Genomic DNA, 24,143 nt, shown 5'->3' with positions numbered 1-24,143 from the left:
AAGGGCTGTGGATACCGGCCTGTGGATATCAGCCCTCGACGAGCTGCCGGACCTCGGCGGTGATGGTCCAGTACTCCTCGTGGAGCTCCAGGAAGCGCTTGGCCCACTCCACGGCCTCGGCCTTGTCCTTGGCCTGGATGAGCGAGTAGCCGCCGATGACCTCCTTCGTCTCCGTGAAGGGCCCGTCGGTGTAGCTGATCTTCCCGTCGGACCAGGTGACGCGGGTGCCCTCGGAGGTCGGGGCGAGGCCGGCGGTGTCGAGCATGACGCCCGCCTTGGTGATCTCCTCCAGAAGGGCGCCCATGCGCTGCTCCAGCTCGGGGCTCGGGCCGTCGGCGGGCCCGTCGGTCTCGATGACGCGGATCAGGGTCAGAAAACGCGGCACGGCCGTCTCCTCGCGTGCGGTGGCGGGGCTGTTCCCCGCCTCTCACCCCTACGTCGAACGGCGACCGCCGGGATCGACACCCCGGCCGAGGGACTTCGGAATCATTTTCCGCGGGGCGGCCCGCCGCGCCGCGAGTGATCCGACGCTCCGCACGGTGAACCCCTGCTCGCGCGTGCACTCCTCCCGGGCGACCGCCACCGCGGCGGGGAGCCCGGGCCCCTCAGCCCAGGCCGTGCGAGGTGAAACGCCAGCGGTGGACCGGGCGGGTGAGCAACTCGGCGGGGGGTTCGGGAAGCTCGGGCGGCTCGGCGGGCCCGTCGGAGGGCCCGTCGGCGGAGCCCGCGGCCTCCCACCACGTCAGGACCAGCACCCGGTCCCCCGGAGCGGAGAACGTTTCGCGGCGGAGGGGTTCGGCGGGGAGAGCCTGGCCCCGGGCCCACTCCAGAAGCTCGCTGCCCCTGCCGGGTACGGCCCTGGCCTCCCACATGAGCGTCACCGTCACGAGTACAGGTTCTCCTTGCTGATCTCGTGCAGGTGGTCGTGGGTGTGGGTGTGGTCGTGAGTGTGGTCGTGGTCGCTGTTCCCCGGCACGTGCGGGTCCGTGACCGGGAGGGACGAGTCGGCGGAGAGCTCAAGGTCGGAGACCGGACGGTTCCGGGCGACCATCTCGGCGCCGAGCGCCGCGACCATCGCGCCGTTGTCGGTGCACAGCCCGGGGCGGGGGACACGGAGCCGGATGCCCACGCGCTCGCAGCGCTCCTCCGCCAGCGCCCGCAGCCGGGAGTTGGCCGCCACGCCGCCGCCGATCATCAGATGGTCGACGCCCTGGTCCTGGCAGGCCCGTACGGCCTTGCGGGTGAGGACGTCGACGACGGCCTCCTGGAAGGACGCCGCCACATCCCGTACGGGAACGTCCTCGCCCGCGTTCCGCTTGGCCTCGACCCAGCGGGCCACGGCCGTCTTCAGACCGGAGAAGGAGAAGTCGTACGCCGGGTCACGCGAGCCCGTGAGTCCGCGCGGGAAGGCGATGGCCGCCGGGTCGCCCTCCTTGGCCAGCCGGTCGATGACCGGGCCGCCCGGGAATCCCAGGTTCAGCACGCGTGCGATCTTGTCGAACGCCTCGCCCGCCGCGTCGTCGATCGTCGCACCCATGGGGCGGACGTCCGCCGTGATGTCGGGGGCGAGCAGGAGGGACGAGTGGCCGCCGCTCACCAGCAACGCCATCGTCGGCTCGGGCAGCGGGCCGTGCTCCAGCTGGTCGACGCAGATGTGCGAGGCCAGGTGGTTCACCCCGTACAGCGGCTTGCCCAGCGCGTACGCGTACGCCTTCGCCGCCGAGACGCCGACCAGCAGCGCGCCCGCGAGGCCCGGGCCCGCAGTGACCGCGATGCCGTCGAGGTCGCGCGCGGAGACGCCCGCGTCCTTCAGGGCGCGCTCGATGGTGGGGACCATGGCCTCCAGGTGCGCGCGGGAGGCGATCTCGGGGACGACGCCGCCGAACCGGGCGTGCGCGTCCACGCTCGACGCGACGGCGTTCGCGAGCAGGGTGGTGCCCCGGACGATGCCGACGCCGGTCTCGTCGCAGGAGGTCTCGATGCCGAGGACGAGGGGTTCGTCAGCCATGGCTCTCAGCGCTCTCAGTGGTCTCGGTCGTGGTGTCGGTGGTGGTGTCGGTGGTGCCGATCGTGGTGTCGGACGTGGTCCGCGCGGTGTCGGTGGTGTCGGTGGTGTCGTGCATGTTCAGGCGCATCACCAGCGCGTCGACGTTCCCCGGCTGGTAGTAGCCCCGCCGGAACCCGATCGGCGCGAAGCCGAAGCGCTCGTACAGCTTCTGGGCACGGGTGTTGTCCACGCGCACCTCCAGCAGCACCTCCTCGCACTCGAAGGCGGTGGCGTACTGAAGGAGCTCGGTCAGCAGGCGGGCGCCGAGGCCTGTGCCCCAGTGCTCGCGGGCGACCGCGATGGTCTGGACGTCGCCGAGCCCGCCCGCCGCGGCGAGTCCCGCGTACCCGGCGATCCGCCCGTCACCCGCGCCCGTCCCGTCGACCGCGCCGTCCCCGGGCTCCTCCGCCACGACGTACCGGCGGGTGGCCTCCGGCCCGCGCGCGTGGGCGAGCTCGGACCAGAACATGCCCTCCGACCAGGCGTCCTCGGGGAACAGCTCCCGCTCGAGGTGCAGCACCGGAGCGATGTCCCACCAGCGCATCTCGCGCAGCACGGGCCCGGTCACTTGGGCGTGACCACCTTGTAGTTCTTCGGCACCTGGGCGTCGGGCCTGCGCAGATACAGCGGACGCGGCTCCAGCAGCCGCTCCCCGGCGGCAAGCCGCTCGGCGGCCAGCGTGGCGAGGGCGGCCGCCGACTGGTGCTCGGGGTCACGGGCGTCCGGGAACACGTCGCCGTACAGCCGCGCCCCGGCGCCGACCGCGGGGAGGCCCGCCACCTGGTCCGCGATGTCGGCGGGCCGGTCGACGGACGGCTCGGTCACTCGGGTGCGCCGGTCGTCGTAGCGCGCCCAGTAGACCTCCTTGCGGCGCGCGTCCGTCGCCACGACGAACGGTTCGTCCAGGCCGGAGGCGTACGCGAGCCCGTCGAGGGTGCACAGCCCGTGGACGGGGACGCCGAGGGCCGACGCGAAGGTGGCCGCCGTGACCAGGCCGACCCGGAGTCCGGTGTACGGGCCCGGGCCGACGCCGACGACGACGCCCGTGACGGCGTCGGGCTTCAGCCCGGCCTCGCCCAGGACGCGGTGGACGGCGGGCAGCAGCAGTTCCCCGTGCCGGCGCGCGTCGACCTGACTCGACTGCGCGACTACTGACCGCCCGTCGTGGAGGGCGACGGTGACGGCGGGGGTGGCGGTATCCATGGCGAGCAACAGCACGCGAACAGCCTACGGCTCCCGGCGACGTGGCACGGCGCCCCCGTACCGGGCCCCGCGCTGCTGCTACCGTCACACGGACAGGTCGTACGAGAGGTGGGTCAGCGTGGCAAGGAGCAGCTCGGGATTCGTGGCCGGGCTCACCGCGGCGGCACTCCTGGTGGTCGGCTTCCTCGCCTATCAGGCGTCGGCCAACGCCCCCGCCGACCTCCGTTCCGGCACCAAGGCGTCGACCTCGACATCGCCGTCCGCCTCGTCCCCCTCCTCCGCGCCGGGCGCGGCCGGGAAGCCGAAGGCCGACCCGTCGGCGCTGCCGCCGCGGTCGGGCTCGGGCGAGCGCGTCGTGTACGCGCTGGCCGACCGGCGTGTCTGGCTGGTCGACGAGAAGAACAAGGTCACGCGGACGTTCACGGTCATGCCGAGCACCGTCGACCCGGCACCCGGCACCTACGCCGTGACCTCCCGGTCGGGGGCCGTCCGCGGCTCGGACGGGGTGCAGGTCGAGCACGTGGTGCGGTTCACCTCGGTGGACGGGGTCACGGTCGGCTTCAGCGCGGCGGTGGACGGCTCGATGGCCAGCCCGGACCCGACGCGCAGGACGGGCGGGGTGCGGATGGCGCGCGCGGACGGCGACGCGCTGTGGGCGTTCGCGACGATCAACTCGACGGTCGTCGTCATCCCGTAACGCCTCCCGGGGACCGGGGCATCCCGTAACGCCTCCCGGGGACCGGCAGGCTCTGCGCGCCCTGTGGCGCGGCGGTCGCGGTTACGCGGCCCGGGGCGCTTCGTGCCGCTCGCCCTCGCGTCGCGCGTGGGTGTGGGCGGCCTCGTCGCCGCCGTCGCCGCCCTCGGTGGGGTCGTCGCCCTCGGTGCGGTCGGCTGTGCCGACGGCGGCCGGGCGCGGCGGCGTGGACACGGCGTTCGCGGCCGCACAGGACGCCAGCAGGTCACGCATGGACACGTCCGACGGCTGCTGCTGCGGCATGGTTGCCTCCTGGCTCCGCTGGCGGGACGAGACGTAGTTAGGTAGACCTAACCAGCGACTGTACCCATGTGACCATGCCTCGGAGGTACGGCGCAACAATTTACCGACGTCTTGTCGGAACGTACGGGTGACAGGGCGCGGAGCCCGGGGCGCGTCAGCGCTGCGCCAGGTCCACGCCTTCCCAGCGGGTGCCCAGGCCGGTCAGCGTGACCACGCGCCGGTCGTCGTCCGTGGCACCGACGACCCGGTCGATCACCACGTGCAGCCGGTCCTCGGTGAGTTCCTCGACCTTGCCCTCGCCCCACTCCACGACGACCACGGAGTCCGGCAGCGAGACGTCCAGGTCGAGGTCCTCCATCTCGTCGAGGCCGCCGCCGAGCCGGTACGCGTCGACATGGACGAGGGCCGGGCCGCCGACCAGCGACGGGTGGACGCGGGCGATCACGAAGGTGGGTGAGGTGACCGCGCCGCGCACGCCGAGGCCGTCGCCGAGACCCCGCGTCAGGGTCGTCTTGCCGGCGCCCAGCTCTCCGGTGAGCATCACGAGGTCGCCCGGGCGCAGCAGTCCGGCCAGGGCACGGCCGAACTCACGCATCTCGTCGGGCGAATGGACGGTGAGCCGGGCGGTGGCGGCGGGCCGGCTAGGCCCGGCATCCGCGTGAGCGGCCCCGGTGTCCGCGGCCCCGGCATCCGCGTGAGCGGCCCCGGCGTGCGCCGCGGCTCCCGTGTCCGGAGCTCCTGCCTGCTCCGCTCGTGCGTCCGCTGCTTCGGTGTGCGCTGCTTCCATGACTGCCAACCTAACCGCTGTGCGCCCCTGGCCCCGCCTCACCCTGCGTGAGCGCGCCGACCCGCACCAGCAGGTCCACGAGGTGCCCGGTGACGTCCTCCGGATGCTCCAGCATCACCAGGTGCCCGCCGTCCGGTACGACGACCAGCCGGGCGTCCGGCAGCAGCGCGGCGATGGCCTCGGTGTGGGAGCTGGGCGTGACCATGTCCTGCTCGCCCGCCAGAGCCAGTACCTGGACGGCCGCGTCGGCGAGGACCGCGAGGGCCTCCGCCTTGTCGTGGTCGGTGAACGCCGGATAGAACTCGGCGACCACGTCGATCGGCGTGGCCTCGATCATCCGCTCCGCGAACCGGGCGACGACCGGGTCCACGTCCCGTGTCCCGAAGCTGTACCGCTTGATGAGGCCCGCGAACAGGTCGGCGGTCGCCCGCCGCCCCCGCTCCACGAGCTCGGCACGCGTGCCGAGGGCACGCAGCACGCCGGGCAGGACCCGCCGTACGGCGTTGACGCCGGCCGCCGGGAGGCCGTAGCTGACCTCGGCGAGGCGACCCGACGACGTACCGACGAAGGCGACGCCGAGGACCCGGTCCCGGATCAGCTCCGGGTAGTGGTCGGCCAGCGCCATGATCGTCATACCGCCCATCGAGTGCCCCACCAGCACCAGGGGTCCCTCGGGCGCGGCCGCGTCGACGACCGCCTTCAGGTCGCGGCCGAGCTGGTCGATGGAGACCGGCGCGCCGTCGGGCCCGGACTGGGCGGCGCCGCGCGCGGAGCGGCCGTGGCTGCGCTGGTCCCAGTGCACGGTGCGGACGAGGCCGCGGAGAGCGGCGCGCTGGAAGTGCCAGGAGTCCTGGCTGAGGCAGTAGCCGTGGCTGAAGACGACGGTGACCGGCGCCGGGGCCGTACGCCTGCCGAAGCCGCGCCACCTGCGGGCGCCGCCCTCCGGTTCGTCGGGCTCGTCGACCTCGTACCGGAGCGCGGTGCCGTCGTCGGCGTACGCCGTGCCGGGGGTGCCGCGCAGTTCCCCGTAGGGCCCGGCCGCGTCCAGGGCCAGCCGGGCCTTCCTGCGGACGCCGCGCCCGACGGTGAGCCGCTCCAGGGCCACCCCGGCGGCAGCACCCGCGGCGACGACCCCGATCGCGGCCCCGGCGAAGCCCGCGCGCCGCCGCCAGGCGACGCCGGCCCCCTCGACCGCCTCACCCACCGCCTCCACGACCGCCCCGCCGACGGCCGCCCCCGTACCGGTCTCGCTCACGTCTCCCCCACTACTCCCGTTCGCGGAGGTAGACGCGCGGCACCCGGGCGCCGACGCGGGTGACGATCTCGTAGGCGATGGTTCCGGCCGCCCGCGCCCAGTCCTCGGCAGTGGGCTCGCCGTCGTCGCCCGGGCCGAACAGCACCGCGCGGGCGCCGGGCTCGACGACGTCCGCGCCGAGGTCCAGGACGATCTGGTCCATCGCGACCCGGCCGGCCACGGTCCGTAGCGCGCCGCCCAGCAGGACGGGCCCACTGCCCGAGGCGTGGCGGGGGACGCCGTCGGCGTAGCCGAGCGGGACGAGGGCGAGGTTCGTCTCGCGGTCGGTGACGTAGTGGTGGCCGTAGCTGATGCCGAGGCCGGGCGGCGCCTGCTTCACGGACGCCACACTGGCGCTCAGCCGCATCACGGGACGCAGTCCGAAATCAGCCGGTGCGCCGACCTCGGGGCTGGGCGAGATGCCGTACATCGCCACGCCCGCCCGGACGAGGTCGAAGTACGCGTCGGGGAGGGTGAGCGTGGCGGGCGAGTTGGCCATGTGCCGCACCTCCGGCTCGGCGCCGGCCTTCTCCGCGTACTCCAGCATGTCGTGGAAGCGGTCCAGCTGGGCGGCGATGGAGGGGTGGCCGGGCTCGTCGGCGCACGCGAAGTGGGACCAGAGGCCGGTGACCCGCAGCAGCCCTTCGGCCTGCGCCTTGAGGGCCTCGCCGACGAGGCGCGGCCAGTCGCCGGGCAGGCAGCCGTTGCGGCCGAGCCCGGTGTCGGCCTTGAGCTGGACGCGGGCGGGGCGGCCGGCTGCCCGGGCGGCATCGGTGACCTCGCCGAGCGCCCACAGCCCGCTCACCGCGATGTCGACATCCGCTTCGACGGCGGCGCGGAAGGGCCCGCCGGGCGTCCACAGCCAGCACAGGACCGGCGCGTCGATCCCGGCGGCCCGGAGCGCGAGCGCCTCGTACGGCGTGGCCGTACCGAGCCATGTGGCACCCGCGGCGAGCGCGGCGCGGGCACACGGCACTGCGCCGTGCCCGTACGCGTCGGCCTTCACGACGCCCATGACCTGGGCGCCGCGGGGCGCGACCCGGGCGCGCAGCGCGCGGACGTTGGCGCGAAGCGCACCGAGGTCGATCTCGGCGCGGGCGCGGGTCTCGGGTGCCTCGGGCTCGCGGGCGGCGCGAGGCTGCTGCGGTGTCTCACTCATCGCGCCCAGTGTCTCAGGTACGCCCACGGGGCAGGCGGCGCCGTCATGTCGCTCGGATCACGAACGGACAGCCGGGCACCGGACGGGGCGCGCGGCCGGTCGGTACACCCACCCGTTCCGCCCTGCGGAACACCCTGCGGAACACCCTGCGGAACACCCGCCCACAACAATGGTCGGCCACAACAACGGCCGGCCGCGACCCCTCGGTATCGCCGCCCGTCAGGTCGCCCTCCCGGGATCACCGCCGGCCGCCGGATGGGGCTGTGGGTGTGCGTACGGGTCGGGTTCGCCGGTTTCCGGGTCGAGGCCGGCCAGGAAGCGGAGCTGTTCCTCGCGCCAGTGGACGAACCGGGCCGGGGTGCCGTCCCAGAAGACGAGGCTGACCGGCGGGTCGTCGAACTCGTCGGCGAGGAGCCGGTGCAGGAACTCGGCCATCCCGTACGGGTGGACGGTGAACGTCGGTGATGTGTGCCGCCCGCACACCACGACCGGCCACCGGTCCGGGTCCGGGTCCGTGGTGAGCCAGCACAGGATGTCGGGCCCGGCCGTGACGCCCCAGGCCAGGAGGTCGCCGGGGTCGGCGTCCAGCGCGTCCCGGCCGCCCTCCGCCCGCCAGGCGAGGCGCACATTGGCGGTCTCCTCGGCGAGGTCGCCCGGCTGCCACCGGACGCCCTGCTGCGGCAGCGGCAGCAGGACCACGGCCTCGCCGTTGACGGAGCCGCCGCCGTACCGGGCCATGAAGTCCCGGTAGTCGGCGGGGAACCGGACGCCCCACCGGGCCTCGGCGGCCGCCCAGTCGACCTGTTCGTCGGCCCCGTGGACCGGCGGCATCAGCCGCGTGAGCGCGGCCACGTGCGCGTTGTGCCCCACTGTCTCTCCCACCCCTGCAAATCTCTCCACCATGTCCACGGACCAGCGCCGCGGCCCCCTCGCCCCCGGGCCCCGGACCCGGCCCGGCCCCCCACCGGCCCCTCGATCCCCGGGCGGGCCCGCGCCGGTTCCTCCCCGCACGCCCCTCAGCCGACGACATCCCGCCACGCCCCCGGCAGTGCTTCCGCCACGTCGTGCGCCGCGACGGGCGCCCCGCGCGCCGCGCGCCGGGCGGCCAGCCCGTGCAGGTACGCCGCGGCCGACGCGGCGTCGCGCGGGGCGAGACGGGCCGCCAGCAGCGAGCCGGCGAGGCCCGACAGGACGTCGCCGCTCCCGGCGGTGGCCAGCCAGGGGGTTCCGGTCGCGTTCACCCGCACCGGAACGGCCGGCTCCGGGGCGGCCACCAGGGTCGTGGACCCCTTGAGCAGCACCGTCGCCCCGTAGCGCGCCGCCAGCTCCCGTGCCGCGTCGAGCCGCCGCGCCTCGACGTCCTCGCGGGCGACGCCGAGGAGCGCCGCCGCCTCACCCGCGTGCGGGGTGAGGACCGTCGGGGCGGACCGGGCCCGTACGGCCGCAGGGTCGAGGAGGCGCAGCCCGTCGGCGTCGACGAGCACCGGCACGTCGGACTCCATGACGTCGTCCACGCCGGGCGTGTCGCCGAGCCCGGGTCCGATCACCCACGCCTGGACGCGCCCCGCCTTCCGGGGCGGCCCCGCGTGGACCAGGGTCTCCGGGTACCGGGAAAGCACGGCCTCGGCGGCGGGGCCCACGTACCGTACGGCCCCCGCCCCGCCGCGCAGCGCGCCCGCGACGGCCAGCACGGCGGCGCCCGGGTAGCGCGCCGACCCGGCGACGAGCCCGACGACGCCGCGCCGGTACTTGTCGCTCTCGGCGGCCGGTACGGGCAGGAGCCGCGCCACGTCGGCGTGCTGGAGGGCCTCCAGCTCGGGCACGGACGGCAGGTGCTCCGCGAGCCCGATGTCGACGAGCCGTACGGCGCCCGCGTACTCCCGCGCCGGGTCCACGAGCAGCCCCGCCTTGTACGCCCCGAACGTCACCGTCGCGTCGGCCCGTACCGCCTCCCCGTCGACCGCGCCCGTGTCGGCGTCGACGCCGCTCGGCAGGTCCACGGCGACCACGACCGCGTCGGAGCCGCGCGCGGCACGGACGACCGGCACGGCGTCGGGGCGGAGCCCGCCGCGGCCTCCGATGCCGGTGATCCCGTCCAGGACGAGGTCGGCGCGGGCGAGTACGGCGAACGGGTCGTCGGCCACGGACCCGCCGGCCCCGGTCAGCACGGCGAGCCCGGCTTCGTGGGTGTGCGCGCCGAGCAGCACGGCGGCGACCCCGGCGCCGCGCCGGGCGAGCCGGGCCCCGGCGTACAGGGCGTCACCACCGTTGGCCCCGCTGCCGACGAGCAGCACGACGCGGGCGCCGTAGACCCGCCCGAGCAGCCGCGTGCATGCCCCGGCGAGCCCGGCGGCGGCCCGCTGCATCAGGGCACCCTCGGGAAGCCGGGCCATCAGCGCGGCCTCCGCCGCCCGTACGCTCTCGACGCGATAGGCAGTACGCATCCGTTCAGCCTCCTCCGCTCAACCCTCGGCGATCACCACGGCCGACGCCACCCCCGCGTCGTGACTGAGCGACACATGCCAGGACCGTACGCCCAGCTCGGCGGCGCGCGCCGCGACCGTGCCCCGCACCCGCAGCCGGGGCCGGCCGCTGTCCTCCACGTACACCTCGGCGTCCGTCCAGTGCAGCCCCGGCGGCGCGCCGAGCGCCTTGGCGATGGCCTCCTTGGCGGCGAACCGTGCGGCGAGTGAGGCGATACCGCGCCGCTCGCCGCTGGGCAGCAGCAACTCCCGCTCCAGAAAGAGCCGTTCCGCCATCTGTGGCGTACGCTCCATGGCCTCCGCGAACCGGTCGATCGCGGCGACGTCGATCCCCACCCCGATGATCATTCGACGGTGACCGACTTCGCGAGGTTGCGCGGCTGGTCGACCTCGTTGCCGCGGGCGGTGGCGAGCTCGCAGGCGAAGACCTGCAAGGGGACGGTGGAGACGAGCGGCTGAAGGAGCGTCGGCGTGGCCGGGATCCGGATGAGGTGATCGGCGTAGGGCACGACGGCCTCGTCCCCCTCCTCCGCGATGACGATGGTCCTGGCCCCCCGGGCCCGGATCTCCTGGATATTGGAGACGATCTTCCCGTGGAGCACGGACCGCCCCCGCGGCGAGGGCACCACGACGACGACGGGCAGATCCTTCTCGATGAGGGCGATGGGCCCGTGCTTGAGCTCCCCGGCGGCGAACCCCTCGGCGTGCATGTACGCGAGTTCCTTGAGCTTCAGCGCGCCTTCGAGCGCGACGGGGTAGCCCACGTGCCGCCCCAGGAACAGCACGGTGTCGTGGTCGGCGAGCGACCGCGCCAGCTCCCGTACGGGCTCCATGGTCTCCAGGACGCGCTCCACGTCCTCGGCGATCCGCGAGAGGTCCCGGACGACGGCCCGGATCTCGTCGCCCCACTTGGTGCCGCGCACCTGCCCGAGGTAGAGCGCCACGAGGTAGCAGGCCACGAGCTGCGTGAGGAACGCCTTGGTGGACGCGACGGCGACCTCGGGTCCGGCGTGCGTGTACAGCACGGCGTCGCACTCCCGTGGAATGGACGCCCCGTTCGTATTGCAGACGGCCAGCACGCGGGCGCCCTGCTCGCGGGCGTGGCGCACCGCCATCAGGGTGTCCATGGTCTCCCCGGACTGGGAGATGGCGATGACGAGCGTCCGCTGGTCGAGAATCGGGTCCCGGTACCGGAACTCACTGGCCAGCTCCACCTCGCAGGGAATCCGGGTCCAGTGCTCGATGGCGTACTTGGCGATGAGCCCCGAGTGGAAGGCGGTGCCGCACGCGACGATGACGACCTTGGTGGCCTCGCGGAGCACGGCGTCGGGAATCCGCACCTCGTCGAGCGTCAGGGACCCTTCCGCGTCGACGCGCCCGAGGAGCGTGTCGGTGACCGCCTTGGGCTGCTCGGCGATCTCCTTGAGCATGAAGTAGTCGTAGCCGGCCTTCTCGGCGGCGGAGGCGTCCCAGTCGACGTGGTAGGTCCGCACGTCGGCGGGCGCGCCGTCGAAGTCGGTGACGGTGACGGTCCCGTCCCGCCGGAGCTCGACGACCTGGTCCTGGCCGAGCTCGATGGCGGAGCGGGTGTGCTCGATGAAAGCGGCGACATCGGAGGCGAGAAACGACTCCCCCTCCCCCACTCCCACGACGAGCGGCGAGTTCCGCCGGGCCCCGACGACGACATCGGGCTCGTCGGCGTGTACGGCCACGAGGGTGAAGGCCCCTTCGAGCAGCCGGCTGACCTGGCGCATGGCTTCGGCCAGGTCGGCGGTGGAGGAGTGGGCCTCGGCGAGGAGGTGGGCGACGACCTCGGTGTCGGTCTCGGAGACGAGGTCGTGCCCGCGCTCGGCCAGCTCGGCCCGCAGGGACGCGAAGTTCTCGATGATCCCGTTGTGCACGACCGCGACCCGCCCCGCGTTGTCGAGGTGCGGGTGCGCGTTGGCGTCGGTCGGCGCGCCGTGCGTGGCCCACCGGGTGTGGCCGATCCCGGTGGACCCGCTCGGCAGCGGCCGACTGACCAGTTCCTTCTCCAGGTTGACGAGCTTGCCCGCCTTCTTGGCCGCCGCGAGCCCACCGTCGGCGAGCACGGCGACCCCGGCGGAGTCGTAGCCCCGGTACTCGAGCCGCTTCAGACCCGCGATGACGACATCAAGCGCCGACTGCCCGCCGACGTATCCCACGATTCCGCACATGCGGGCAGCCTACGACCCCGACGGGCTCCCCCGGCTCAGCCCAGCTTGGCGAGCTTGCCGACCTGGGCGTCGATGACGGCGGTGGGCAGGGGGAAGTCCTTGCCGGTCATGGCGGCACCGATGTTCATGGCCATGAACGTGGCGAGCGTGGATCCCTGACGGAGGGCCACCACCTTGACCGCCATCTTCTCGCCGTCCTCCATGTCGGCCGTGAGAACCCAGGCACCGGCCTCCTCGCCACCGGAGACCTTGGCCTCCTCGACCTTGAGGATCTTGGTCTTCTCGCCGTCCTGGGTCACGGTGAAGCCACCGGCACAGGCGGTGCCGGCGGCCCGCAGGGAGGCGAGGCCGTCCTCGGCACCCTTGCCGTCGTACGAGGAGAGCTGGTCCGTCGTGACGGTGATGGCCATCGACGACGCGATGGCGTCCTCGATCTCCTTCTCCGTCATGCCCTCGAAGGAGGGCTTCTCCTTGTCCGCCTTCGGCTCCTCCATCACCTTGCGGGTCACGGTCGCCGCGGGCTTGCCGAGCGCCACTGCGGAGGCGGCGTGGGCCAGCGGCAGGCACTCCGCCTTGTCGACGGTGACGTCCTCGGCCTTGCCGATGTCCGCGGCCTTGGCCGGCTCCACCTTGTGCCCCGCGACATCACCCTGGGCCAGCACCGCCTTCTCCAGCTCGGCGGCGGTCAGGACCTTGGCGGCGGGCGCGGCGGACTCCGTGGTCGCCTTGTCCTTGGCGCCCTTGTCCTCGCCACCCGCCTTCTCACCACCGCAAGCTGTGACAAGCAGAGCAAGGGACACCGCGGACGCGGCGACGGCGGAACGGCGGATGAAGGTGGCTCGCATGGCACAACTTTCTGTGTGAATGATGTGCACACGGTAAGCCCACCCACCGACAGAACGATCACCGCAGCTCATGCCGGTACCCGACCGTGACGCTCACGTGATCGGCAGCTTTGCCAGCTGGGCGTCGATCACGGCGGTGGGCGCGGCGAAGTCGCTCTGGTCGCCTGCGAAGTTGTTGCGCGAGGAGAACACCGCGAGCAGACGCCCCGTACGAATGACAACGGCCTTGAACGGGTTCTCCATGGCGCCCGGCTCCGACTGGGTCATCACCTCCCAGGCAAGTCCGTCCCGCTTGCCCGGAACCGCCACCTCCTTTACGTCCTCGACGTGCCAGTGCGTCCCGCCCCGCAGCACACCCGACGTCATGGTGAAACCTCCGCCGACGCAGGCCTTGGCGGCGGAACGGAGCGTGCTGAGCGCCTCCTCGGCTCCCTTGCCGTCGTAGGAGGCGATCGTCACGACGGTGTACGTGCCGGATATCGCGGACACCATGGCTTGACCGATCTGGTCGTCCGGCAGCTCGAGGAGTTCCTCGTCCGTCAGCGCCTTTGTGAGCTCGGCCTCGACCATCCGCTGAGCGGTCGCTGCGGGACGTCCGACCGCGGCCCCGGCGATAGCGTCCCCGAACGCCTCACAGGCCGCTTTGTCGACTGCGACGCTTTCGACAGTCACCTCATGCCATGTGTCGACCTTCTCGACGGTGTGCCCCTTCACGTCTCCCTGGGCCAGCGCGAGCTTCTCCAGTTCGGCCGCGACGGCCTCCCCATGCGAAGGAGCCGCTTCCGGGGAGACGGCTACGGCAGCGGACGCGGCCGGGGCCGCCTCTCGGGTGCCCTCCTGACCGCCACCACCGCAGGCACCCGTCATGAGGGCAAGTGTCACGGCGCAAGCGGCCGTGGGGGAACGGCGTATGACGGTTGGTCTCACAGGCACGGCTTTCGTCCTCAGGAGCGACAGGTCCGCGCCAGGTTATAGGGCTGTCCTGGCCTCCATAGAGGCGGCGAAGTTCGCGGCATGCTCCCGCGCTTCCGGGTGCCAGTCCGCTTCAGGCCAGTCGTGCTCCACGAACCTCTCGGGAACCCGCCCACAAGGGGCGTAGACGCTCACAGACAGAGTCGTGGTCGAGTCGTTCCATCGCACGTCGACCTGGTCGCCCCCTTCCGGGTCTTCGAATCGAAAGCCCAGTTCGCGAAAGGTCGCGCCTGCGCGGTCGCCTTCGTGGGTGAGTTTCCACCCCTTCTGCGTCAGCCGCTGACGCACGCGCCGCTGCGCGTCTCGGGCGGTGGCTTCCGGGACGCCGGGCACGCTCCAGTCGAGAGCGAAACTGCGCACGTCGCTTCGTGCCTCGTCAACATGGGCGACGCCCCTCAGCCCTCGGTAGTAGCAGGGGCCGGTATCGACCCTGCCCGAGCCCGCGGCGTACTTCCCGGACAACGCGAAGCCGCCGTTCACCTCGTCGGACCGAGCTTTGAGCCGTTGCGCGACCGCGTCGGGGTCGGCCGAAGGATATGGCGTCCCGTTCCACACGACGTTTCCCGCCACCGCGACAGCGACGAGCAGCGCCACCATCACGAGCCCTGTTACGGCATACAGGAATGACCGCCCGGGGACCCGGGCTCTAGCAGAACTCTTGAACATGCACGTGACGGTAGGCGCCAGCATGACGCGACGCATGAGTAGCTGTACGCAGGTGGCCCCCGGGAGCGCTCACGAGGACCCGTCAAGACCGCGATCTGCGCTCCGGTCGTCGTGGCCACCAGGCTGCGAGGAATGCTGGATCTCCGACGCCGAGATCGCCGAGGTCCGCTTCGCGCCTTCATGGCGGCGTGGGGCCGGGCGAGGCGGGGCCGGTTACGGCCGGGACCGCATCAGGTGAGAAACGAGAGCGCGGTCAGAACGACCCACGTGACCGAGCCCACGCCCCACGGAGGCCCCGTACGGCCGACAATGGCGGGGTGATCACTTCGCCGCCACGAAGCAGCACACCGCCGCCCGGCAACGCCGTCGCCCCGCCCCGGCGGGCCGAGTCGACGCCCTACGTCGATCTCACCCGCGACGAGTGGAGCGCCCTGCGCGACAAGACGCCACTGCCACTCAGCGCCGACGAGGTGGAGCGGCTGCGCGGCCTCGGCGACGTCATCGACCTCGACGAGGTCCGTGACATCTACCTGCCGCTCTCCCGGCTCCTCAACCTCTATGTGGGCGCGTCCGCCGACCTCCGCGGCGCGCTCAACACGTTTCTGGGCGAGAAGGGCGCCCAGCGCGGCACCCCGTTCGTCATAGGCGTCGCCGGGTCCGTCGCCGTCGGCAAGTCGACCGTCGCCCGGCTCCTCCAGGCGCTGCTCGCCCGCTGGCCCGAGCACCCGCGCGTCGAGCTGGTGACGACCGACGGGTTCCTGCTGCCGATGAAGGAACTCAAGTCGCGCGGGCTGATGTCCCGGAAGGGGTTCCCCGAGTCGTACGACCGGCGGGCGCTCACCCGGTTCGTCGCGGACATCAAGGCCGGCAAGGACGAGGTCACCGCGCCCGTCTACTCGCACCTCATCTATGACATCGTGCCCGGTCAGCGCCTTACCGTCCGCCGCCCGGACGTCCTGATCGTCGAGGGGCTGAACGTCCTCCAGCCCGCTCTGCCGGGCAAGGACGGGCGCACCCGCGTCGGGCTCGCGGACTACTTCGACTTCTCGGTGTACGTGGACGCCCGGCCCGAGGACATCGAGCGCTGGTACCTGAACCGTTTCCGCAAGCTGCGCGCGACCGCGTTCCAGAACCCGTCCTCGTACTTCCGCAAGTACACACAGGTCAGCGAGGATGAGGCGCTCGACTACGCCCGCACCATGTGGCGCACCATCAACAAGGTGAACCTCCTGGAGAACGTCGCCCCCACCCGCGGCCGCGCCCACCTCGTCGTACGCAAGGGGCCCGACCACAAGGTGCAGCGGCTGTCCCTGCGGAAGCTCTGACTCCGGCCCGGATGTGAGGAGGCGCCCCGCCGGTTCCGCACCGGCGGGGCGCCTTCACGTTCTGCGGCGGACCTCAGCCCAGCGTCGCCTTCACCGCGTCCGCCAGCTGACCCGCCACCGCCCGCGCCTGCTCGATGTCCGCGGCCTCCACCATCACGCGTACGAGCGGCTCCGTGCCCGACGGGCGCAGCAGGACGCGGCCGGTCGTGCCCAGCGTGCGCTCGGCCTCCGCGACGGCGGTGCCCAGCTCGGGGGAGGTCTTCACGCGGCTCTTGTCGACGTCCTTGACGTTGATGAGGACCTGCGGCAGGCGCTCCATGACACCGGCCAGGTCGGCCAGCCGCCGCCCGGTCGCCGCGACGCGCGCCGCCAGCAGCAGGCCGGTCAGGGTGCCGTCGCCGGTGGTGGCGTGGTCCAGGACGATCACGTGCCCGGACTGCTCACCGCCCAGGGCGTAGCCGTGCTCCTTCAGCTCCTCCAGCACATACCGGTCGCCGACCGCGGTCTGGACGATCCGCAGGCCCTCGCGCTCCATGGCGAGCTTGAAGCCCAGGTTGGACATGACCGTCGCGACAACGGTGTCGCCGCGCAGCGTGCCCGCCTCGCGCATGGCGAGGGCCAGGACCGCGAGGATCTGGTCGCCGTCGACCTCCGTGCCGGTGTGGTCCACGGCCAGGCAGCGGTCGGCGTCGCCGTCGTGGGCGATGCCCAGGTCGGCGCCGTGCTCGACGACGGCGGCCTTCAGCATGCCGAGGTGGGTGGAGCCGCAGCCGTCGTTGATGTTGAGGCCGTCCGGGGCCGCACCGATGGTGACGACCTCCGCGCCGGCCCGCGTGAACGCGGCGGGCGAGACACGGGACGCGGCACCGTGCGCCTCGTCCAGGACGATCTTGAGGCCGTCGAGGCGGTTCGGAAGGACGGACAGCAGGTGGGCGACGTAGTCGTCGGCGCCCTGCCCGTAGTCCTTGACGCGGCCCACACCGGCGCCGGTCGGCCGGTCCCAGGGCTCGCCGGTGCGGTGCTGCTCGTACACCGCCTCGATACGGTCCTCCAGCTCGTCGGCCAGCTTGTGGCCGCCGCGCGCGAAGAACTTGATGCCGTTGTCCGGCATGGCGTTGTGCGAGGCGGACAGCATCACACCGAGGTCGGCGCCGAGGGAGCCGGTCAGATGGGCGACGGCCGGGGTGGGAAGGACGCCCACGCGGAGCACGTCGACGCCGGCACTCGCGAGGCCCGCCACGACGGCGGCCTCCAGGAACTCTCCCGACGCACGCGGGTCACGTCCGACCACCGCGGTCGGCCGGTGGCCCTCGAAGGTCCCCGCCTCGGCGAGCACATGCGCCGCCGCCACCGACAGGCCGAGCGCCAGCTCCGCCGTCAGGTCCGCGTTGGCGACACCGCGCACGCCGTCCGTGCCGAAGAGTCGTCCCACAGCTGTCCTCCGAAAGACTTACCACTTACCGAGCCAACAAGGAGAAACGTACGCCCCGGCAGCACGTGAGTGCCGCCGGGGCGTACGTACGAGCAGTCCGAGCAGACGCAGATTAGCGCTTGCTGTACTGCGGCGCCTTGCGGGCCTTCTTCAGACCGGCCTTCTTGCGCTCGACCGCACGGTCGTCGCGGCTCAGGAAGCCGGCCTTCTTCAGCGCGCCGCGGTTGTTGTCCACGTCCGCCTCGTTCAGGGCGCGGGCCACGCCGAGGCGCAGGGCGCCGGCCTGGCCGGAGACGCCGCCACCCGAGATACGGGCGATGACGTCGTAACGGCCCTCGAGCTCGAGCACCTTGAAGGGCTCGTTGACTTCCTGCTGGTGCACCTTGTTCGGGAAGTAGTCCTCGAGGGTGCGACCGTTGATCTTCCACTTGCCGGTGCCCGGAACGATCCGGACGCGGGCGATGGCGTTCTTGCGGCGGCCCAGGCCGGCCGCGGGCTGCGGCTCGCCGAAGCGGGACGCGAGCGACTCGGAGGTGTACTCGCCCTCGACGGGGACCTCGGACTCGAAGGTGGTGACCTCCGCGTAGGTCTCCTCGCCCTCGACGCCCTCGACGGGGTTCTCAACAGTGGTCTCGGCCACGATGCTCCTCAGATTCTTTTCGTCTTAGGGGGTGGCCGGACTTACTGCGCGACCTGGGTGATCTCGAACGGGACCGGCTGCTGGGCAGCGTGCGGGTGGTTCTCGCCCGCGTAGACCTTCAGCTTCGAGAGCATCTGACGGCCGAGGGAGTTCTTGGGGAGCATGCCCTTGACGGCCTTCTCGACGGCCTTCTCCGGGTTCTTCTCGAGCAGCTCGTCGTAACGGACGGAGCGCAGACCACCCGGGTAGCCGGAGTGGCGGTACGCCATCTTCTGGGTCCGCTTGTTGCCCGACAGGTGCACCTTGTCGGCGTTGATGATGATGACGAAGTCACCAGCGTCGACGTGCGGCGCGTAGATCGGCTTGTGCTTGCCCCGGAGGAGGGTGGCGGCGGTGGTGGCCAGGCGACCCAGGACAACGTCCTGGGCGTCGATGACGTGCCACTGGCGGGTGACATCGCCGGGCTTGGGGCTGTACGTACGCACGGTCGTAGCCTTCGCTTCTTCAGTGAGTGGGTCCTGTCAAGGCCACCACGGACGATCACGACAGCCAAGACCACACGTCGGTGACGCATACCGAGTGCAGGTCGCTGGTCATCGGCCCGGTGGACCGGCGTAACGGCCTCTCACGTGAGATCGAGCAAGCCAGTACGCATAACGAACCAGAAGAATACGCGCCGTCCCCCACCCGGGTCAAAACGGCGACTCCGCCCGCCGTGCGCCTACCGCTTCCGTTCCACCCTGCGTTCGTCCCAGACGGGCTCCGGGGTCTCCCGCACGACACCGTCCGCGCCGAACACCAGACAGCGGTCGAAGGCGCGCGCGAACCACCGGTCGTGCGTCACGGCCAGGACCGTCCCCTCGTACGCCTCAAGCCCCGCCTGCAGGGCCTCCGCCGACTCCAGGTCCAGGTTGTCCGTCGGCTCGTCCAACAGGAGCGCCGTGGCGCCCGACAGCTCCAGCAGCAGGATCTGGAAGCGGGCCTGCTGGCCGCCCGACAGCCGCCCGAACGGCTGGTCGCCCTGGCCCTCCAGTTCGTAGCGGCGCAGCACGGACATCGCCCCGCCGCGGTCCTTGGCGTGCTCGGTCCACAGGATGTCGACGAGCGTGCGGCCCTGTAGATCGGGGTGGGAATGGGTCTGCGCGAAGTGACCCGGCACGACCCGGGCGCCCAGCTTCCAGGCGCCCGAGTACGCCACGGACGCGTCACCCGCCAGGAGCCGCAGGAAGTGCGACTTGCCGGAGCCGTTCGAGCCGAGCACGGCGACCCGCTCCCCGTAGAAGACCTCCAGGTCGAAGGGGTTCATCAGACCCGTCAGCTCAAGCCCCTCGCAGGTCACCGCCCGCACCCCGGTACGGCCGCCGCGCAGCCGCATCCGGATGTCCTGCTCACGCGGCGGCTCCGGCGGCGGCCCGGCCTCCTCGAACTTCCGCAGCCGTGTCTGCGCCGCCGCGTACCGGGACGCCATCTCGTGGCTGACGGACGCGGCCTGCCGCAGATTGACCACCAGCTTCTTCAGCTGGGCGTGCTTCTCCTCCCAGCGCCGCTTCAGCTCCTCGAACCGCGCGAAACGCTCACGCCGCGCCTCGTGGAACGTCCCGAAGCCGCCACCGTGCACCCACACGTCCGACCCGGCCGGGCCCGGCTCCACCGCGACGATCTTCTGCGCGGCCCGCGCGAGCAGCTCCCGGTCGTGGGAGACGAACAGCACGGTCTTACGAGTCTCGGCGAGCCGCTCCTCCAGCCACCGCTTGCCCGGCACGTCGAGATAGTTGTCCGGCTCGTCCAGCAGCAGCACCTCGTCCGGGCCACGCAGCAGCGCCTCCAGCACCAGCCGCTTCTGCTCGCCGCCGCTGAGCGTGCGCACCTCGCGGAACTGGGCCCGCTCGTACGGAATGCCCAGCGCGGCCGTCGTACACATGTCCCAGAGCGTCTCGGCCTCGTACCCGCGCGCCTCCGCCCAGTCGCTCAGCGCCTGGGCGTACCGCATCTGCGCGGCCTCGTCGTCCACCGTCATGATCAGATACTCGGCCTCGTCGACCGCCCGGGCCGCATCCCGGATCCGGGGCTGCGCCACCGACACCAGCAGGTCCCGCACCGTCCGCTCGTCCCGCACGGACCCCACGAACTGCGGCATCACACCCAGCCCGCCGCTCACCGTCACGGTCCCGCCGTGCGGCTGCAGCTCGCCCGCGACCAGCCGCAGCAGCGTCGTCTTGCCCGCGCCGTTCGGCCCGACGAGGGCCACCACGGCCCCCTCGCCCACCCGGAACGACACATCACCGAGCAGCGCCCGCCCGTCCGGCAGGAAGTACTCGATGTGCGCGGCCTCCACATGTCCCATGGCCCGCATTCTGGCCGCTCGCCCGGCCCTCACCCAACCGGTTTAGGATGCGCGGCATGAGCTTTGGGGGACCGCAGTGGCCGCAGGAGCCACACCAGCCGAACGGCAGCTCCGGCCACGACCCGTACGGGCAGGGCGGGCAGCAGGGCGGGCAGCAGTACGGACAGCAGCCGCAGGGCGGGCCGTACGGGCAGGAGCAAGGACAGCCGCCGTACGGCCGGCAGTCCCCCTCCCCCTTCGGCGCCCCCGCCGATCACGGCCCCGGCGGCACCCCCGACTGGAGCGCCCTGGCCGAGGCGTCCGAGGCACGACAGCGCCGTAAGCGCTGGCTGCTCGCCGGTGGCGGCGTCCTCGCCACCGCGGCGATCGCGACCGTCGTGGCCGTCGCCGTGGTCTCCACCAACAGCGGCGGCACCGGCGACAAGGCCGGCGCCACCACCGCCGGCTCCGCCACCGTCCCCGGCGGCGCCGAACTGCCGACCGGCGCGACCGGCGCCCAGCCGTCCTTCTCCTCGGTCGCGCCACCGCCCCCGCCGAACCCGATGGACTTCATCTCCACCGACCGGAAGGACCAGGCCCCGCTCAGCGCGGACACCCTCTTCCCCGGGAAGAAGCTCACCGTCGGCGACCGGGTCTACCAGAAGGGCGCCACCGGCTCCACGACGGACTGCGCGTCCGTCGGCAAGGACGGCCTGGGCGCGATCCTGCGGAAGCACGGCTGCACCCGGGTGATCCGCGCCACGTACGAGAGGGACGGCGTCGCCGTCACGGTCGGCGTGGCGCTCTTCGCCGACCAGTCCAAGGCCCTCAAGGCGAAGGACGAGGCACGCGGCGGCATCGCCCCGCTGGCCGGCGACGGCGTCGGCGACTTCTGCCGCTCCACCGTCTGCCTCCGCCGCTCGAACGCGCTGGGCCGGTACGCCTACTTCACCCAGGCCGGCTTCGCCAACGGCAAGAAGGTGACGAAGTCCGACACCGCGGTCTTCAAGACCAGCGACGACGTGGGCTCCTTCACCTTCAACCAGATCTACGCCCGCGGCCGCACCCAGGCGTCAGCAGCAGCCACCGCTCCCGCCGGGAGTCAGTGACCGCCGGTTGCGGGCCTCCCGGTTACGGGCGGCCAGCAGCTCGGCGGGCGGGTAGCCGACCTCCTCCAGGGTGAGCCCGTGGGGCCGTACGACATGGACGGCCGAGTCCCGCACACCCGCGGCCAGCACCTTCGCGGGCCAGTCCACCGGCCGGTGCCCGTCGCCGACGAACAGCAGGGCGCCGACCAGCGAGCGGACCATGTTGTGGCAGAAGGCGTCGGCCCGCACCCTCGCTTCCAGCACCCCGCCGGGCAGCCGCTCCCACCGCAGCTCCTGCAGCGTCCGGATGGTGGTGGCCCCGTCACGCTTCTTGCAGTAGGCCGCGAAGTCGTGCTCGCCGACGAGCCGCTCGGCAGCGGCGTTCATGGCGTCCAAGTCCAGCGCCCAGTCGTGCCACAGGATGTGCCCGCGCAACAGCGGGTCGACACCGCCGGGCCGGTCGGTGACGCGGTAGGCGTAGCGGCGCCAGATCGCGGAGAAGCGCGCGTTGAAGCCGCGCGGCGCCTCCTCGACCCGCCATACCCGCACGTCGTGCGCCAGCCGCCCGGCCAGCCGCCGCAGCAGCTTCTCCCGGTGCTCGGCCCAGACCGCCTCGGGCAGGTCGACATGGGCGACCTGGCCACGGGCGTGCACCCCGGCGTCGGTGCGCCCCGCGACGGTCAGCTCGTACGTCCGCGAGGACCGCGTGACGGTACGCAGCGCGTCCTCGATCTCGCCCTGCACGGTGCGCTGCCCGCCGGCCTGCTTGGCCCAGCCGTGGAAGTCCTTGCCGTCGTAGGACAGATCCAGCCGCACCCGTACGAAGCCGGGCTCCACCTCATCGCTCACGCGAACGATCCTCTCAAACCTCTGCACATGCGGAACGGGCCCGCTCCCAAGGGGTGCGGGCCCGTCCGTCAGCCTTGCCGTGGGGCTCGGCGGTCAACCCCGCTCGCGCGGGGAGTGGAGGCTCACGCCTCCTTGTTCTCCTCGGCCGGAGCCTCGGCGGCCTCCTCGGCGGGGGTCTCCGCCTTGGCCTCCTCGGACTCCTTCACCGCGCGCTTGGTCGCGGCCTCGGCCTCGGCGACGGTCGCCTTCTTGGCGATCTCACCCTCGACCAGCTCGATGACCGCCATCGGGGCGTTGTCGCCACGGCGGTTACCGATCTTGGTGATACGGGTGTAGCCACCCGGGCGCTCGGCGTAGCGCGGGGCGATCTCGGTGAAGAGCGTGTGGACGATGCCCTTGTCCGTGATCGTCTGCAGCACCAGGCGACGGTTGTGGATGTCGCCCTTCTTCGCCTTGGTGATCAGGCGCTCGGCGACCGGACGCAGGCGGCGGGCCTTGGCCTCGGTCGTGGTGATGCGGCCGTGCTCGAAGAGCGCCTTCGCGAGGTTCGCGAGGAGCAGCTTCTCGTGCGCGGCGCTGCCGCCCAGACGGGCACCCTTGGCGGGCTTCGGCATGGTGTTTCTCCTTGTGATCTGCACCGGCCGTGTCAGGTACCGGTGTCAGGACCCCGCAGGCGGACGCCTACAGGCAGTTATCGCATGAGCCGTACGGGCTCAGTACTGCTCGGTCTCGACGAAGCCCGCGTCCGCGTCGTCGTCGGCGCCGAAGGCGTCGGCGGCGGCGGTCGGGTCGAATCCGGGCGGGCTGTCCTTGAGGGCCAGGCCCATGCCGGCCAGCTTCGCCTTGACCTCGTCGATCGACTTCGCACCGAAGTTGCGGATGTCGAGCAGATCGGCCTCGGAGCGGGCGACGAGCTCACCCACGGAGTGGATGCCCTCACGCTTGAGGCAGTTGTACGACCGGACGGTGAGCTCGAGCTCCTCGATCGGCAGCGCCAGATCGGCGGCGAGGGCGGCGTCCGTCGGGGACGGGCCCATGTCGATGCCCTCGGCGTCGATGTTGAGCTCACGGGCCAGACCGAACAGCTCGACCAGGGTCTTGCCGGCGGACGCCATGGCGTCGCGCGGGCGCATGGCCTGCTTGGTCTCGACGTCGACGATCAGCTTGTCGAAGTCGGTGCGCTGCTCGACTCGGGTCGCCTCGACCTTGTAGGTGACCTTGAGGACCGGCGAGTAGATGGAGTCGACCGGGATGCGGCCGATCTCCTGGCCGACCTGCTTGTTCTGCACCGCGGAGACATAGCCGCGACCGCGCTCGACGGTCAGCTCCATCTCCAGCTTGCCCTTGCCGTTGAGCGTGGCGAGGACCAGGTCGGGGTTGTGGACCTCTACACCGGCCGGCGGGGCGATGTCCGCGGCGGTGACGAGGCCCGGGCCCTGCTTACGCAGGTACATCACGACGGGCTCGTCGTGCTCGCTGGACACCACCAGCTGCTTGATGTTGAGGATGAGGTCGGTGACGTCCTCCTTGACGCCCGGCACGGTGGTGAACTCGTGCAGGACACCGTCGATGCGGATGGACGTGACGGCCGCACCCGGGATCGAGGAGAGGAGCGTACGGCGGAGGCTGTTGCCGAGCGTGTAGCCGAAGCCCGGCTCCAGCGGCTCGATGACGAACCGCGAGCGGTACTCGTCGACAACCTCTTCGGTCAGCGAGGGGCGCTGAGCGATCAGCATGGTGTTTTCCTTCAGTCGTGGACGCCCGCTATTTGACGTCCTCTGTACTGCAAGGGTACGGGCGGCACGCCCAGAAAGAGACGTACCGCCCGAACCTCACAA

At 72.3% G+C, this 24,143-nt stretch carries 26 protein-coding genes; 3 read left to right on the top strand and 23 right to left on the bottom strand.

Annotated elements, in window-relative coordinates:
• Nucleotides 1–28: 28 nt before the first annotated feature.
• From FVS66_RS33050 to tsaB, 5 genes are all read right to left on the bottom strand, one after another.
• Nucleotides 29–385 (bottom strand): YciI family protein, encoded by a 357-nt coding sequence (locus FVS66_RS33050; RefSeq protein WP_149184926.1) that lies wholly within the window; start codon nucleotides 383–385, stop codon nucleotides 29–31.
• A 220-nt stretch (nucleotides 386–605) separates the two neighbouring features.
• Nucleotides 606–887, bottom strand: a complete 282-nt coding sequence (locus FVS66_RS33045; protein WP_149184925.1) for a hypothetical protein — start codon at nucleotides 885–887, stop codon at nucleotides 606–608.
• Entirely contained in the window at nucleotides 884–2,008 is a 1,125-nt protein-coding gene (tsaD, locus tag FVS66_RS33040; RefSeq protein WP_149184924.1) for a tRNA (adenosine(37)-N6)-threonylcarbamoyltransferase complex transferase subunit TsaD, read from the bottom strand. Before tsaD ends, FVS66_RS33045 begins: the two co-directional genes overlap by 4 nt.
• Nucleotides 2,001–2,591 carry a ribosomal protein S18-alanine N-acetyltransferase gene (rimI, locus tag FVS66_RS33035; RefSeq protein ID WP_187645831.1) on the bottom strand — a complete coding sequence of 197 codons (591 nt, stop codon included), beginning with the start codon at nucleotides 2,589–2,591 and terminating at the stop codon, nucleotides 2,001–2,003. The genes tsaD and rimI overlap by 8 nt, the downstream gene beginning before the upstream one ends.
• A gap of 20 nt (nucleotides 2,592–2,611) precedes the next feature.
• Nucleotides 2,612–3,265, bottom strand: a complete 654-nt coding sequence (gene tsaB / locus FVS66_RS33030) for a tRNA (adenosine(37)-N6)-threonylcarbamoyltransferase complex dimerization subunit type 1 TsaB (protein ID WP_149184922.1) — start codon at nucleotides 3,263–3,265, stop codon at nucleotides 2,612–2,614.
• A 127-nt stretch (nucleotides 3,266–3,392) separates the two neighbouring features.
• On the opposite strand from tsaB, the gene FVS66_RS33025 reads away from it, so the two are divergent.
• Nucleotides 3,393–3,947 (top strand): hypothetical protein, encoded by a 555-nt coding sequence (locus FVS66_RS33025; RefSeq protein ID WP_149185177.1) that lies wholly within the window; start codon nucleotides 3,393–3,395, stop codon nucleotides 3,945–3,947.
• Nucleotides 3,948–4,028: 81 nt separating this feature from the next.
• Here FVS66_RS33025 and FVS66_RS33020 read toward each other — a convergent pair whose 3' ends face one another.
• The 11 genes from FVS66_RS33020 to FVS66_RS32970 all read right to left on the bottom strand — a co-directional run bounded on the left by FVS66_RS33020 (nucleotide 4,029) and on the right by FVS66_RS32970 (nucleotide 14,648).
• The gene (locus FVS66_RS33020) at nucleotides 4,029–4,247 is read right to left on the bottom strand and encodes a hypothetical protein (RefSeq protein WP_149184921.1); all 219 of its coding nucleotides are present in this window, start codon (nucleotides 4,245–4,247) and stop codon (nucleotides 4,029–4,031) included.
• Nucleotides 4,248–4,401: 154 nt separating this feature from the next.
• Complete coding sequence (gene tsaE, locus FVS66_RS33015) at nucleotides 4,402–5,034, bottom strand: tRNA (adenosine(37)-N6)-threonylcarbamoyltransferase complex ATPase subunit type 1 TsaE (protein WP_149184920.1); 633 nt, start codon at nucleotides 5,032–5,034, stop codon at nucleotides 4,402–4,404.
• Nucleotides 5,035–5,044: 10 nt separating this feature from the next.
• Nucleotides 5,045–6,289, bottom strand: coding sequence for an alpha/beta hydrolase (locus tag FVS66_RS33010; protein ID WP_187645808.1), 1,245 nt, complete (start codon nucleotides 6,287–6,289; stop codon nucleotides 5,045–5,047).
• A 10-nt stretch (nucleotides 6,290–6,299) separates the two neighbouring features.
• A complete protein-coding gene (gene alr, locus FVS66_RS33005; RefSeq protein ID WP_149184919.1) occupies nucleotides 6,300–7,487 on the bottom strand; it encodes an alanine racemase in 1,188 nt (395 codons plus the stop codon).
• 219 nt (nucleotides 7,488–7,706) lie between these two features.
• The gene (locus FVS66_RS33000) at nucleotides 7,707–8,369 is read right to left on the bottom strand and encodes an SMI1/KNR4 family protein (RefSeq protein WP_262387344.1); all 663 of its coding nucleotides are present in this window, start codon (nucleotides 8,367–8,369) and stop codon (nucleotides 7,707–7,709) included.
• A 134-nt stretch (nucleotides 8,370–8,503) separates the two neighbouring features.
• Complete coding sequence (locus tag FVS66_RS32995; RefSeq protein WP_149184918.1) at nucleotides 8,504–9,931, bottom strand: NAD(P)H-hydrate dehydratase; 1,428 nt, start codon at nucleotides 9,929–9,931, stop codon at nucleotides 8,504–8,506.
• An 18-nt stretch (nucleotides 9,932–9,949) separates the two neighbouring features.
• A complete protein-coding gene (locus FVS66_RS32990; protein ID WP_149184917.1) occupies nucleotides 9,950–10,318 on the bottom strand; it encodes a holo-ACP synthase in 369 nt (122 codons plus the stop codon).
• A complete protein-coding gene (gene glmS / locus FVS66_RS32985) occupies nucleotides 10,315–12,165 on the bottom strand; it encodes a glutamine--fructose-6-phosphate transaminase (isomerizing) (RefSeq protein ID WP_149184916.1) in 1,851 nt (616 codons plus the stop codon). The genes FVS66_RS32990 and glmS overlap by 4 nt, the downstream gene beginning before the upstream one ends.
• Before the next feature lie 35 nt (nucleotides 12,166–12,200).
• Entirely contained in the window at nucleotides 12,201–13,010 is an 810-nt protein-coding gene (locus tag FVS66_RS32980) for a hypothetical protein (protein WP_149184915.1), read from the bottom strand.
• A 93-nt stretch (nucleotides 13,011–13,103) separates the two neighbouring features.
• Nucleotides 13,104–13,877, bottom strand: coding sequence for a hypothetical protein (locus FVS66_RS32975; RefSeq protein WP_149184914.1), 774 nt, complete (start codon nucleotides 13,875–13,877; stop codon nucleotides 13,104–13,106).
• Nucleotides 13,878–13,979: 102 nt separating this feature from the next.
• Nucleotides 13,980–14,648 carry a hypothetical protein gene (locus tag FVS66_RS32970; protein ID WP_149184913.1) on the bottom strand — a complete coding sequence of 223 codons (669 nt, stop codon included), beginning with the start codon at nucleotides 14,646–14,648 and terminating at the stop codon, nucleotides 13,980–13,982.
• A 317-nt stretch (nucleotides 14,649–14,965) separates the two neighbouring features.
• On the opposite strand from FVS66_RS32970, the gene coaA reads away from it, so the two are divergent.
• Nucleotides 14,966–15,973: a type I pantothenate kinase gene (coaA, locus tag FVS66_RS32965; protein WP_187645806.1), complete on the top strand. Its 1,008-nt coding sequence runs from the start codon at nucleotides 14,966–14,968 to the stop codon at nucleotides 15,971–15,973.
• 73 nt (nucleotides 15,974–16,046) lie between these two features.
• On the opposite strand, the gene glmM is transcribed toward coaA, so the two are convergent.
• The 4 genes from glmM to FVS66_RS32945 form a co-directional block, all read right to left on the bottom strand.
• Nucleotides 16,047–17,405, bottom strand: coding sequence for a phosphoglucosamine mutase (gene glmM, locus FVS66_RS32960; protein WP_149184912.1), 1,359 nt, complete (start codon nucleotides 17,403–17,405; stop codon nucleotides 16,047–16,049).
• Between the two features lie 112 nt (nucleotides 17,406–17,517).
• A complete protein-coding gene (gene rpsI, locus FVS66_RS32955; protein ID WP_149184911.1) occupies nucleotides 17,518–18,045 on the bottom strand; it encodes a 30S ribosomal protein S9 in 528 nt (175 codons plus the stop codon).
• Between the two features lie 41 nt (nucleotides 18,046–18,086).
• Nucleotides 18,087–18,530: a 50S ribosomal protein L13 gene (rplM, locus tag FVS66_RS32950; protein ID WP_149184910.1), complete on the bottom strand. Its 444-nt coding sequence runs from the start codon at nucleotides 18,528–18,530 to the stop codon at nucleotides 18,087–18,089.
• 236 nt (nucleotides 18,531–18,766) lie between these two features.
• A complete protein-coding gene (locus FVS66_RS32945; RefSeq protein ID WP_149184909.1) occupies nucleotides 18,767–20,389 on the bottom strand; it encodes an ABC-F family ATP-binding cassette domain-containing protein in 1,623 nt (540 codons plus the stop codon).
• A 56-nt stretch (nucleotides 20,390–20,445) separates the two neighbouring features.
• Between FVS66_RS32945 and FVS66_RS32940 the strand changes: the two genes are divergently transcribed.
• The gene (locus tag FVS66_RS32940; RefSeq protein ID WP_149184908.1) at nucleotides 20,446–21,477 is read left to right on the top strand and encodes a hypothetical protein; all 1,032 of its coding nucleotides are present in this window, start codon (nucleotides 20,446–20,448) and stop codon (nucleotides 21,475–21,477) included.
• On the opposite strand, the gene truA is transcribed toward FVS66_RS32940, so the two are convergent.
• The 3 genes from truA to FVS66_RS32925 all read right to left on the bottom strand — a co-directional run bounded on the left by truA (nucleotide 21,442) and on the right by FVS66_RS32925 (nucleotide 24,041).
• Nucleotides 21,442–22,305 (bottom strand): tRNA pseudouridine(38-40) synthase TruA, encoded by an 864-nt coding sequence (truA, locus tag FVS66_RS32935; RefSeq protein ID WP_149184907.1) that lies wholly within the window; start codon nucleotides 22,303–22,305, stop codon nucleotides 21,442–21,444. The genes FVS66_RS32940 and truA overlap by 36 nt on opposite strands.
• Nucleotides 22,306–22,427: 122 nt before the next feature.
• Nucleotides 22,428–22,919, bottom strand: a complete 492-nt coding sequence (gene rplQ, locus FVS66_RS32930) for a 50S ribosomal protein L17 (RefSeq protein WP_149184906.1) — start codon at nucleotides 22,917–22,919, stop codon at nucleotides 22,428–22,430.
• Nucleotides 22,920–23,018: 99 nt separating this feature from the next.
• Nucleotides 23,019–24,041, bottom strand: a complete 1,023-nt coding sequence (locus FVS66_RS32925) for a DNA-directed RNA polymerase subunit alpha (RefSeq protein WP_003956430.1) — start codon at nucleotides 24,039–24,041, stop codon at nucleotides 23,019–23,021.
• Between the last annotated feature and the right edge of the window lie 102 nt (nucleotides 24,042–24,143).

Origin of the sequence: Streptomyces sp. TRM49041 (assembly GCF_008271805.1) — a bacterium.
Taxonomy (GTDB): domain Bacteria; phylum Actinomycetota; class Actinomycetes; order Streptomycetales; family Streptomycetaceae; genus Streptomyces.
Note: the sequence above shows the minus strand (reverse complement) of the source record. Positions and strands in the feature narration are given on the sequence as shown.